The organism is Clostridium sp. FP1 (assembly GCF_011065975.2).
In the GTDB taxonomy this organism is placed as follows: Bacteria; Bacillota; Clostridia; order Clostridiales; family Clostridiaceae; genus Clostridium_AD; species Clostridium_AD tagluense.
Genome location: NZ_JAAMNJ020000001.1, coordinates 4,447,560 through 4,459,732 on the forward strand (window position 1 = coordinate 4,447,560; position 12,173 = coordinate 4,459,732).

The 12,173-nt window shown below is 30.0% G+C and carries 10 protein-coding genes; 1 reads left to right on the top strand and 9 read right to left on the bottom strand.

Going from position 1 to position 12,173, the window contains the following annotated elements; all coding sequences use genetic code 11:
- Positions 1-6: 6 nt before the first annotated feature.
- The 6 genes from G9F70_RS21180 to G9F70_RS21205 form a co-directional block, all read right to left on the bottom strand.
- Positions 7-429 (bottom strand): VOC family protein, encoded by a 423-nt coding sequence (locus tag G9F70_RS21180; protein WP_164944108.1) that lies wholly within the window; start codon positions 427-429, stop codon positions 7-9.
- 360 nt (positions 430-789) lie between these two features.
- Positions 790-1,617, bottom strand: coding sequence for a Cof-type HAD-IIB family hydrolase (locus G9F70_RS21185; RefSeq protein WP_164944107.1), 828 nt, complete (start codon positions 1,615-1,617; stop codon positions 790-792).
- Positions 1,618-1,684: 67 nt separating this feature from the next.
- Positions 1,685-4,039, bottom strand: coding sequence for a transglutaminase-like domain-containing protein (locus G9F70_RS21190; RefSeq protein ID WP_164944106.1), 2,355 nt, complete (start codon positions 4,037-4,039; stop codon positions 1,685-1,687).
- Complete coding sequence (locus G9F70_RS21195; protein ID WP_224617725.1) at positions 4,036-5,088, bottom strand: DUF58 domain-containing protein; 1,053 nt, start codon at positions 5,086-5,088, stop codon at positions 4,036-4,038. The genes G9F70_RS21190 and G9F70_RS21195 overlap by 4 nt, the downstream gene beginning before the upstream one ends.
- A gap of 133 nt (positions 5,089-5,221) precedes the next feature.
- The gene (locus G9F70_RS21200; protein WP_164944104.1) at positions 5,222-6,163 is read right to left on the bottom strand and encodes an AAA family ATPase; all 942 of its coding nucleotides are present in this window, start codon (positions 6,161-6,163) and stop codon (positions 5,222-5,224) included.
- A 388-nt stretch (positions 6,164-6,551) separates the two neighbouring features.
- Positions 6,552-7,901: a VanW family protein gene (locus G9F70_RS21205; RefSeq protein WP_164944103.1), complete on the bottom strand. Its 1,350-nt coding sequence runs from the start codon at positions 7,899-7,901 to the stop codon at positions 6,552-6,554.
- A 164-nt stretch (positions 7,902-8,065) separates the two neighbouring features.
- Here G9F70_RS21205 and G9F70_RS21210 point away from each other — a divergent pair, with 164 nt between their 5' ends.
- Positions 8,066-9,106 (top strand): M42 family metallopeptidase, encoded by a 1,041-nt coding sequence (locus G9F70_RS21210; protein WP_164944102.1) that lies wholly within the window; start codon positions 8,066-8,068, stop codon positions 9,104-9,106.
- Positions 9,107-9,162: 56 nt separating this feature from the next.
- Here the strand turns inward: G9F70_RS21210 and G9F70_RS21215 are convergent, their stop codons facing one another.
- From G9F70_RS21215 to sleB, 3 genes are all read right to left on the bottom strand, one after another.
- On the bottom strand, positions 9,163-10,575 hold the full coding sequence (locus tag G9F70_RS21215; protein ID WP_164944101.1) for a TolB family protein: 1,413 nt from the start codon (positions 10,573-10,575) through the stop codon (positions 9,163-9,165).
- Positions 10,568-11,074, bottom strand: a complete 507-nt coding sequence (locus G9F70_RS21220; RefSeq protein ID WP_125006000.1) for an RNA polymerase sigma factor — start codon at positions 11,072-11,074, stop codon at positions 10,568-10,570. Before G9F70_RS21220 ends, G9F70_RS21215 begins: the two co-directional genes overlap by 8 nt.
- Before the next feature lie 273 nt (positions 11,075-11,347).
- Entirely contained in the window at positions 11,348-12,019 is a 672-nt protein-coding gene (sleB, locus tag G9F70_RS21225; RefSeq protein ID WP_164944144.1) for a spore cortex-lytic enzyme, read from the bottom strand.
- Between the last annotated feature and the right edge of the window lie 154 nt (positions 12,020-12,173).

Sequence of the window (12,173 nt, forward strand, 5' to 3'; positions counted from 1 at the left end):
TAAAAATTACTTAATTCGGTTCAAACTTGGATGATTTTCTTTCAATTCTAGCAAATCCCATAGGTTCCCATATAAATCTTTAAATACTGCAACCATTCCATAGGATTGCTCTTTGGGTTCTCTCACAAATTCTATTCCCACTGAGATCATTTCATTATAGTCTCTCCAAAAATCATCAGTATTTAAAAACAGAAAAACTCTACCGCCTGACTGATTGCCTATAAATGGATTTTGCTCAGCTTTAGAAGCTCTTGCAAGTAATATTGTGGTACCCACTGATCCAGGTGGCGCTATTACTACCCATCGTTTATCTTGTTCTGGCTGATAAGTATCTTCAACTACTGTAAACTTAAGCTTTTTAGTATAAAACTCTATTGCCTCATCATAATCTTTCACAACTAGAGCTATGTGAACTATTGATTGAATCATTTTTCCAACTCCTCTTAATTTTCGATTTTCTTATTCAAGCTAAATAATTGCGTATAACTATGGTATTCCCGACAGTTATGTCGGGGACGCTTATTTTATAGATGACAAGCTATATCAATAAACTATTGCGTCTTTATTACATCGCAATTAAATTTTATAAAAATTTTCAATATTCGTTAAATCGCATAAAAATTATTTTATTTGCAGGTGCATTTTTAAACAGATGCAGTACACCTATAAGGATGCTAAAGGCATATGATATTTCTACGGAGTGACTTGCAATAAGAAGCGAAATGACTATTGAATTCCTTAATGGAATTTCCAGTCCTGAGCTCGTTTGCAAGGCACGCAGTAGAATTTTTATACCTCTAGCACAAATTTCTCAATAACCCTTGCTACCCCATCACAATTATTACTATCAGTAATATACTGTGCCGTTTTTTTTACAGCATCATTTCCATTCCCCATAGCAACTCCAAGTCCCGCAAATTTAATCATAGATAAATCATTTTCACTATCCCCTATACAAATAATCTGCTTACTATTTATTCCATAATAATCTCCTAAAATCTTAACCGCATTCCCCTTTGATACTCCCCTATTCATAACTTCAAAATTATCAAAGCGGGAACTTACCACTTCAAAATCTTCCATGCCTTTTAGTTGATTTTTTGCATTCTGTAATTTTTCTAAATCCTCATCTATTGCTATACCCTTAAAAATTTCACTCTCATATTTCTCAAATATCTCATCCCAATCCTCAACAAGGACTATTTCAACCTGCTTATCCTTAGGTAAGGTTTTATTAACTTCCTTATAAAAACATGAAGAGTGTATTAATTTCTCTGTAAAAACTATATTGCTGGTATAATAGTGTGGATATAGGCTGTACTGTCTAAACACTGACAAAAGTTTCTTGCATTTTTCCACCCCTAGAGTTGACTTATAAACTACTTCATTTCTGTCTTTCTCCCTAATATAAGCCCCATTTGAAGCTATTACTGGAGACTTCACTCCCAAAAGTTCTGAGAAAAATTCTGCTGAAGTGAAAATTCTTCCTGTACACACCGCAATTCTTACACCTTTTTCACTTGCCAATTTTATAGCTCGAAGGTTCTTCGCACTAATAATTTTTTCATCATTTAATAATGTACCATCCATATCGATGCATATTAATTTATAATCCATATTTTTACCTTCCTTCTTGTGTATTTTGTTCAATCTATCTTAAGTTATAGAAAATATACTAGGTCTATTATTTAAACATACCTAAGTACTTATTCAATAAATACTGGAACCTTCCTTCATATTCTTTTAAATATACCTCCAAAAATTCATAGTATTCAACATTATTCAGTGCCTTTACTGAATGTTTGCTATAGTTCTCCTCATATGCCCCGTTAGCTAAAATTTTCATTTTTTGTTTAAGCCCCAAATTCGTTATCCCACTCACAAACTCTAAGTCACCTTGATATTCAGGTTTAACTATTCCTATTTCCTCTAGTCTATAAATATAATAATTATATAGCGGTGCAATTTTTTTAGATTTTAATAGCTTACTGCGCCTTTTTAAAACTTTAATAATTCTCATTAAAATAAATAATATAATTGAAGTTAATATATTCATTGCCTTAATCTGTGAATCTGATAATACCCCTACCTTGCTTTCGGAAGCTCCTTCTCCAAGGCCTGTATCATCTATAATATTTTGAGGTTTATGAATGGCATTTACACCATTACCTCCACTATTATCAGTATTTTTCTGAACTTTTTCGAGCTCCTTTAATTTTCTTTTCATATCTTCTGAGGCAGTAGGAGATGCATCCACTATTGTCCACATATTTGAATATTCCAAGGTTCCAAGTAACACTTCACACCAAGCATGGGCGTCAGAATTAGAAACATTATACAATCCACCAGCATCTTTTTTATCAGGCGTTTTAAATCCCTCTACATATCTTGCAGGAACTCCAGCCATTCTAGACATAACAGTCATTGCTGTATTAAAATAAGTACAGTACCCCTTTTTTTCCACGAACAAAAAATAATCAATAAATTCACTATTTTCAGGCACTACTGAAACCTGTAAATCATAAACATAATTTTTTGTTAAATACTTCTTAATTTCCAATACCTTTTCTATGCTAGTATTAGAATCTTTTGTAATATCCTTAACTAAATCGTATGTCCTTTGAGAAATATTTTTTGGCACCTGGAGATACTCACCATAATTTTTTGCTATTTTAAAATCCTCACTGTTTCTAAATGAAAATTTTTCTTCTATAAGGGTATTTTTATTACTCAATATATTAACATTCTTAGGTTTAGGCTGTAACAAATAATCCATAGGCACTTCATTTGTTTCAATATTATTCTTAATCTCAGAGACTTTATTTCTATAATCTCTTACATCTTCAATAGTATCAATGACATCACTATATTTATAGAAATCTACATTATATGGTTTTGTAACTGTGCCTTCACTTAAAACTGTAGGTGATTTATCATAAAACAGTATTTTCTCAGTAGCACCAACATTAAATGCATAGTTAGGTACAAATATTGTATTAGTTTTAAATTTTTTACCTGGATATATAATTAGTGAATTTTTCATATCTATTGATTTTTTCCCATAATTTAAAAATTCCATATTCCTACTGTCAATTTTCTTATAGTAAATTTCATTAGATTTGCTCCACTTATTCCCATCATAAAAATCCAGAGCATTACCCTTTAAATAATAAGGCTTATCACTTTTTACCTTAAATACATCTTGATAATTTAAAGAAATAGGTCCCCCTAATCTTTTATCATTACTGCTGTAACCAGAGCTTGACAACTTATATCTATCTTTATTTGCCGTAGAAGTCTGGGATTCAACAGATGCAAATTTATTCTCAAAATAATTACCCAAATGAGTAAATTCATGACCTTTATACTCCTGTGGTAACATAATAGATACTTTCGAAATTACTAATGATATTATAAGGGCATAGATTAAAATCGGAACAAATTTTAAAGATACCTTTACACCCTCATCCTTATACTTCTGAATCCTTTTAATGTAGTCCATAATAATAAAACTAAATAAGGAAATAAAAATATATATAAATAAATAATCTTTGACTGTAGCATAGCTAGCAGAAAACCATAATGCAATAACTGCAGCAAGAGTTACTGTTAGTATAAATTTCTTCATAAATCTAAAAGTTACCCACAAAATTAAAGCCGTAGTCAATGGAATTATTAAGATAAATATAATTTTATATTGATAAAAGTAAGTAGTAGCCTGCTCATATATAAGGTCATTTAGATTAATAATATTTTTAAAAAGATATTGGTTTACTATACCATTAACAAATTTAACTTTTTTAAAATAATAGACACCACCTATAATAAATATAAACAATGTAAATAATACCTTATACCTCCCTTTTTTAAGCAGGTAGTCATAAAACCAATAAATAAAAAAGCCCATTAACAGTAGCAAACTTGTAAATCCATAATTGAAATTCTCAATATATATACCTTTTTCTAGAAGTCTTAAAATAAAGTTAAAGTTTACATATATCAGAACTATGTATATGAGTTTTTCCTTTATCCATTTCATTGCTTCACCTTCTCTATGGCTTGCTTAAAATTAATGCAATCTATTCCAACATTTTTAAGAAGTTCAATATTTTTAAGAAAATTCGCATGTTTCAAATTATTAAAAATATTTCCGTAGTAGAATACATTAACTCTATATCCCATCTCTTTTAAATTCATAAGCACATCTCGCAAGCTATCATCAACAGCTATGCTTACAATGCCTATCCAATTTCCTTTAGGTATATGTCGCAAATTTGATTTTATAAAGCTAGTAAATTCTAAGGTTCCATCACTTTTAGATTTTAAAAAGTATTCCATTAGTCCTAGAAAAGCTTCCTTAGACTCTACCTCTATATTTTTTTGCTCTTTTGCATTTATAAATAACTTAGTTCTTATTCTATTATTCACCATATATTTTGCCAGAGATACTGAGAAATCTACCATATCTTCCTCAATAATTTCAAATAAATCACTACCCAAATTGTCAATATGCATATTCATAAACAAGTTACATTCTTTACCTGAAATTGAATCAAAATTCTTCACATACAATTCTCCATGCTTTGCACTTAATTTCCAATGTACTTTTTTAAGATTATCTCCTGTATTATACTTTCTTATGTCTTTAATTAGTGTAAAATCATCAACTCCACTCTTACTATTAATACGATTTTCATAACAATCCCGCCCACTTAAATTTATATTACTTAGATCATATACCTTAGGATACACCTTAATATAAAGTTCCTTGTGGATGTTTTTAACTGATTTTAAAATACAAAATAAATCACTAGCTTCGAGAGATATATCTCCAAAATCATAAATTCCTCTTTTCGTAAAAAGTATTTTATTTTTAATCCATACACACTTATCCCCACCTAGAAAAATCAAGTCCCCTTGATATCCTTCTATTAGTGAGCGTAACATTATGCTTTGTACGTAAACATAAGGATTAGGTATTATCCCTAAATTTTCAGCTATTATCGTAAAATCTGCAATATCTCCCACATTGTAAACTTTACTGCCATATTTCAATTTAGCATTCAAACTCTTTTTAGCTATATACATATAAATTATTCCTAAAATTATGCTAAATGTGAATACATAAAATATTGCATATGGTAGGTTGCCTCCTGATACAAAAGCAAAAATAAAAGCCACTATACTCAAAAATACTATTTTTTTATTCACCCGAGTCATACTACTTAACCTTAGGAACTTGAATAGTTCTTAAAATATCTGAAATCACCTGCTGCGTACAATAATTATTAGCTCTGGCGGATGAGGTCAAGGTTATTCTATGACTTAAGACAATCATTACATTTTCCCTTATATCCTCAGGTATAATGTAATCTCTTCCATTTATAAGTGCAGTTGCTTGTGCAAGTCTTTGTAGTGCTAATGATGCTCTTATGCTTCCTCCTAAAAGTATAAAACTATTATGCCGAGTAGCATTAACTATTTTAACTATATATTCATTTAACTCTTTTTCCACATGAATATCTCTAACCTTTTTCTGTAAATATATAATATCATCCTCCGTGGCTACAGCTTCTAATTCTTCAATAGGATTATTTTGCCTATATAACTCTAATATATCTACTTCAGCATCTAAGTTAGGGTACCCTATACTTACTTTAATCATAAATCTATCTAGTTGTGCCTCTGGCAATGAAAAAGTACCTTCATACTCTATAGGATTTTCTGTGGCTAAAACCAGAAAGGGCTCTTTTAGCTTATATGTAATTCCACCTTCCGAAATTTGTTTTTCTTCCATTGCCTCAAGCAGTGCAGACTGTGTTTTAGGTGATGTTCTATTTATTTCATCTGCCAGTACTATATTAGAAAAAATAGGTCCTTTTTTATATTCAAACTCCATAGTTTTTTGGTTATATATAGACACTCCAATAATATCCGAAGGCAAAAGATCCGGTGTAAATTGAATTCTACTATAGGATAAACTTAGTGACTTTGCTAATGCTTTTATAAGCGTGGTTTTTCCTACCCCCGGAATATCTTCAATTAAAATATGACCATTAGCTAATATTCCTTTTAATATATTGTATACTTCAAGCCTCTTACCCAAAATAACTTTTTCTATATTATCTGCAATCTTATGAACTAACTCTACTTCATTTGTCATAATATATCCCCCTTACCCTGCTTTGAGTTATAAAAAAAAATTAATCTAATATTCTTTATATAATATCATGTTATTCATTATTTATCCATTAATTCAATTATTAAACTTAGATTTTTTTCCTATAATTTGTAGAATATAATCATGAATTTTATGCATGTAAAAGTTTATGTTCCATAGACTATATACTGTGTTTTAGTCAATATTAGATTATACAAGCAAAAGTATATATTGCGGAGGATTTATCGGGATTACATCGGCCATTTCGTAAATTAGGAGTTTTTTCTTATATTATGCTAACAAAAGTATAATATAAGAAAAAACATAACATTAATTAAACGTTATGTTTTCCTTTATATATCTATTATTTTGGTACTACAGGAGCTATTGTTTACTTTTTCTTAGTACCAACTTTTATAACGCCATTGATAACGTTAAATGTATCCTTATTTATTACCTGCGTATCAACTAACTTACCATTTTCATAAGTTTTTCTAGACACTTTAACCTTAAATCCATTATACCCGGTTTTAACAATTTCACTTTCACCTTCATACTTAGTTGCATCTTGTATTGTTTCTGTTTTTGGTTGAGTAACTTCCAATATTTCACTCACAATTTCATAAGTTCTGTTAGTTAATGTAGAATTAGAATAAACATTGAAATAAATGTTTCTGTTTGATACAACGCCTTCAATATATATGGGATACTTATAGGTATTCTTAAACTTATAATCAAGATTACCATAATCTACTGTGGCATCCTGTCCTTTTGGGATATATCCTGAAGAAATTGTATGATGAGTTCTTTCTACAGAAACAAGTTCAGTACCCAGTATTGCATTATACAAAGTAGATGAAACCTGACATATTCCTCCACCTAATCCTTGCTCTATTTTATCTCCAATAATTACACCTGCGCTTTGATAGCCTCTCCCCGCAGTTCTTTCTCCTACCGTCCCATTAAAGCTAAACACATCTCCTGGCATTAATAGAGTCCCATTAATACTTTCAGTGGATAGTCCTATATTAGTTGCTCTGCCTTCTGCCGAGCTTTCATAATTCGTAGTATAAGTGGATATTCTTGTATTTATTGACTTTAATGCAGCTTGTGAAATTTTAGGTTTTACCTCTGTTACTGGGGCCACTATGCTTATAACATCTGCTGAAAGAACACCATTGATTTTGCTTTTAATGTCTTTTTTTAATATATCCGCTTGTAACTGCCTTCCAGAAGCATCATTAGTAACATTAAATACACCACTACTAACCATAGTTATGGTTGAATTTACAGCCTTTTTATTTGTATTTTTAGCTATCTCCGTAAGCATTTGATCAACAATCTTATCATTATAATTAAAGGTTAGCTTTATTTGTTTCAAAACAGGATTTTTTATAGCTTTATATTTTTGAAACATATTCATGCCTCTTCCATAGCTATATGCCTCTTCTATTGCCTCATTAATATTATACTTAGCATCAAGCATTGAGTAGTCTAAGGTATATTTTTTCTCCTTAGTTACTATATCTATTTTTTTCTTAATCACCTGGCTTGAATACTTGTCCATCATTATTTTTTGAGCTTCTTTCTTAGTTTTACCTGTTAAATCTTCATTTTCTATTTTAACTGTAGGTAAAATCAAAGAATCCCAATGTTTTACTCCAACATAAGAATAGCTAGTAAATATAATCGTGCCTAACAAAATTAAAATTCCTACTATTATAATTGCTTTTTTCTTCATATAAATTCTCCTTTTCCACTCGTAAATATTATACTACAAACAAACTAATATTCCTATATGCTTATATTTTTTTATACCCGTTTTTTTATTATTTTTAGTTTAAATTTAACATATTTTATGGTAAAATTATGCCTATACTAATTTCTTCACTAAGGAGTGGTAATATGAATTATAATGAGGATAAAATTAAATACTATTTAAAGAACATTCTATCAATATCTAGTCCTTCCGGTTATACTGAAAAAATCATGGATTATATAAAAGAAGAACTTGTAAATTTAAACGTACCACATTTCACCACTAATAAAGGTGCAGTTGTGGCTACCATAAAAGGCAAAAATGAGGATTACCAAAGAACACTATCTGCTCATGTAGATACACTTGGTGCAATGGTTAAAAAAATTAATCCTAGTGGTTCGCTTGCAATAGATCCTATTGGCGGATTCATGATGAATTCAATAGAAGGTGAAAATTGCACCATTGAAACTATCCATGGTAAAACCTTCACAGGAACTATTCAAAGCACAAAACCTTCAGTACATATTAGTGGTAGTGAAGCTCGCGAGCTTAAAAGAGCCCCAGAAAATATGGAAGTAATTCTTGATGAAAAAATTTCTTCAAAAAAAGAAGTTGAAGAACTAGGTATCAGTGTTGGTGATTTTATTTGTTTTAGTGCGAGAACACGCTTTACTGAAAAGGGTTTTATAAAATCCAGGCACCTAGATGACAAAGCTTCAGTGGCAATTCTACTTTATGCTATAAAACACATAGTAGAAAATAAGATTGAACTTCCGTATACAACTAATATATTTATTAGCAATTATGAAGAAGTCGGACATGGAGCTTCTGCTTCAATGCCAGAAAAAACTAAAGAATTTGTATCTGTAGATATGGGTTGCCCAGGTCTTGATCAAAATTCTTCTGAATATAGTGTTTGCATTTGTGCTAAAGACTCATCAGGCCCTTATGATTTAAGCATGCGAAAAAAATTAACAGATATATGTGAAAAAGAAAGCATAGATTATAAAATAGATGTTTACCCCAATTATGGTTCTGATGCATCAGCAGCTCTAAGAGCTGGTTATGACATAAAGACAGCTTTAATTGGGGCTGGAATTTTCGCCTCACATGGTTATGAAAGAACTCATATGGATTCTATATTGTGTACTTTAGATCTAATAATTAAATACTGCTCAGCGGAATAAAAAATATAAAATTGGTAGTAGAAATTTTTCTACTACCAATTTTATATTTTAATCACTTATTTATCTAATGTAAACTTAATGAATTCGAACATTTGCGCATCATTGTTTTTTCTAATAACATATATTTCTTTATTATTAAAAGACCAAATACTCTCATAGTAGCTATATTTACTGGTTACTTTAAGATCACTAGTAACACTTCCAGTTCTTACAGCATCTGCCCAAGATTGAATGCTATCACCATTAATATTCACCACATTATTTGTTAAACTATGGGTGTCTTCAGTCACTAAATCAAAAATCCATAAGCTAGAAAATGTTTTTTGAATATAAACATCTTTTTTACCAGTATTAGCATCATAATTCTGAATTTCTTTATCTTCCTTTACATAGCTGATTGTGTTACCATTCTCAGAAAAAGCAGGATATTTACCATTATCCACAAATCTTTTATTATTTGTTGCTAAACTTAGAATGAATATTTTGCCTTCCGTTTCATAAACTAATTTTTTACCATCTTTTGATATCATAGGATTTTTTCCATCTACAAGTTTACTGGATCCTTGCCCATTTTTGTCACATAAATATATTGCTCCATTTTTTTCACCAATATCGCCATTTTCTAGGGTTATCTTTTCTGATTTATAATAAATTATTCCACCATCTGGTGTAAAATTAGGCTTTTCAAATATTTGAATCTTCTCATCATAAGCTATTAACTTTTTCTCTTTTGAAGACTCTATATCCTTTACATATATACCGCCATCCTTAACACTAACTAGGCTCTTCTCACCTAAGGAATACCTTGAATCATAGAATTTCAAACTTGAAACTACTGCTTCTTTATTCTCAGTTTTAGGTACATTTACCGGACCACCAATCTCTACTGAAACACTAGTATTTTTATTGACTTTAACTAAGCCTTTATTTATACTAGCATCGCTCTCTTCACTCTCTTCACTCTCTTCAGCCTTGGCCACGACTTGGTTTCTATTAACTACATCACTATTTTTTTTACTATACTTTTCTAAAAGATTATAAGCAGTATCCCCTTCACTACCTTTTGTTATGCTTGGTAGCTTGTTCCCATTATTAATTATTGCTACTGCGTCTTTAGGTTGTAGGAAATTTGTTTTTTGACTTTTGTTGCCTGCTGAGTTTTTTTCACTACTTATCGGCATAATAAAATCAGATTTTTCTTCGTTATTTGCAAATATATTTTTACTTGGAATATCTATAACCTTAAATATTGTTCCACTTACAAATACGCAAATTATAAAGCCTGAAGCAATTTTAAAATATTTGCTTTGTTTAAAGCTATTTTTACGTTTAGGTAGTTCTGTAATATTGTTGTATTTATCTCCAAACATTATTCTATTTTTTAAATCATATTTAAACTCCTCATCAATAACAATCTTTGCTGCATCCTTACACAATAATTTTTCTACATGAAATTCATTGCTAACCAATTACATCACCTCCTAAACTATGTTCATAATTTTTCTTAATTTTCTTTATAGCCCTTGAAATAATTGACTTAACAGTATTTTCTGCTACATTTACTGTTTCTGCAATTTCTCTAAATTTAAGACCACCATAAAATCTTAAATAAAGCATTTTTTTTGTTTCTTCTGGTAACCCATCAATTATTTTTTTCACTCCATTAAACTCATCTTTGATAACAATATCTTCATATCCAAAATCTTCATCCCCTCTGTCCAAAAAACTTTCTATAGGGATGACTTTACTGTTTTTTCTATAAAAATCTATGATAGTATTATGAGCTATACGAAAAATCCAATTTTTACTTGCTTCTACATCAGTAATTTTATCTTCATTTTCAAATATTTTAGTAAATACTGTAGCAATTATATCTTCTGCGTTCCATTTATTTTTTACAGAAACAAAAATATATCTGTACACGCAATCATAGTACATATCATAAAGCTGTTCGAACTTGCTTTGCATTAAGAAGTACCCCCATTAAATTTGTTAATTTTAATACAACTAGTTATTAAAAAAACATATCGATTAATATACGTGGCTATTGATATTTAGTTGCATATTTTACAAGTTTTTATGTAAAATATTTAGAAATATATAGAAATATTATAACATAATTTGAATAATACTAATGTTATTTACAAAATAAAATTTTATATTTTAAATATCAGAAATAAAATCCACAATAAATATAAAATTTTGTAATTTTATATTTATTGTGGATTTCACTTCTGTTAATTAACTACAAAATCTATGTTTACCAATTATTTTTATAAGTGGCCGTGACCAAATCCACTTATTAGTGCTTGTTGCAGGATTAAAATAAAATACTGCTCCCCCAGAGGGATCCCATCCATTTATTGCATCCCTTGCAGCCCTTATAGAGCTTTCTTCAATTTTTGCATTTATTTGTCCGTCTACTATAGCTGTGAATGCCCCTGGTTGATAAATCACTCCTGCTATGGTAGATGGAAATCTTGCATCTCTTGTTCTGTTTAAAATTGTTGCTCCAACCGCCACTTGCCCTTCATAAGGTTCACCTCTAGCCTCACCATTTATGAGTCTAGCCATTAAATCCACATCCTTATTGTTTGTTACATTTTGACCGGAAGCTGTTTCGCTAGAACCTTCTTTACTAGGGTTTATGCCCATGGCTGCAAGTGTTTGACTTCCCGCTATTCCATCTACTTTAAGTCCGTTGCTTGTTTGAAATGACTTAACAGAAAGATATGTATTATAGCCATATATTCCATCAACACTATCATTATGGTATCCCCATTGTTTTAGTTTAGTTTGAATTTGTTTAACTTGTTCACCTCGTGACCCATATTTATAAACCTGTGCCATAACTTTCATACTAGAAATATTAAAATAAGCTTCACTTGCAAAATATGCAATTAAGATAGTCATAACCACCGCGCTGCATCTTTTGAGTAAGTGTTTATTAATCTTCAAAATATTCCTCCTTAGATTGGAGCACATGAAAATAACTATCAAGTCAGTATGCTATTTATTTTCATGTACCTAATATATAGTCTTTATCAACAACATTAGTTTGTGCTAA

What these genes read in the sequence shown, in the direction of transcription:
- G9F70_RS21180 (WP_164944108.1), bottom strand. Translation starts at nt 429, where the DNA reads ATGATTCAATCAATAGTTCACATAGCTCTAGTTGTGAAAGATTATGAT.
- G9F70_RS21185 (WP_164944107.1), bottom strand. Translation starts at nt 1,617, where the DNA reads ATGGATTATAAATTAATATGCATCGATATGGATGGTACATTATTAAAT.
- G9F70_RS21190 (WP_164944106.1), bottom strand. Translation starts at nt 4,039, where the DNA reads ATGAAATGGATAAAGGAAAAACTCATATACATAGTTCTGATATATGTA.
- G9F70_RS21195 (WP_224617725.1), bottom strand. Translation starts at nt 5,088, where the DNA reads ATGTATATAGCTAAAAAGAGTTTGAATGCTAAATTGAAATATGGCAGT.
- G9F70_RS21200 (WP_164944104.1), bottom strand. Translation starts at nt 6,163, where the DNA reads ATGACAAATGAAGTAGAGTTAGTTCATAAGATTGCAGATAATATAGAA.
- G9F70_RS21205 (WP_164944103.1), bottom strand. Translation starts at nt 7,901, where the DNA reads ATGAAGAAAAAAGCAATTATAATAGTAGGAATTTTAATTTTGTTAGGC.
- G9F70_RS21210 (WP_164944102.1), top strand. Translation starts at nt 8,066, where the DNA reads ATGAATTATAATGAGGATAAAATTAAATACTATTTAAAGAACATTCTA.
- G9F70_RS21220 (WP_125006000.1), bottom strand. Translation starts at nt 11,074, where the DNA reads ATGCAAAGCAAGTTCGAACAGCTTTATGATATGTACTATGATTGCGTG.
- sleB (WP_164944144.1), bottom strand. Translation starts at nt 12,019, where the DNA reads ATGACTATCTTAATTGCATATTTTGCAAGTGAAGCTTATTTTAATATT.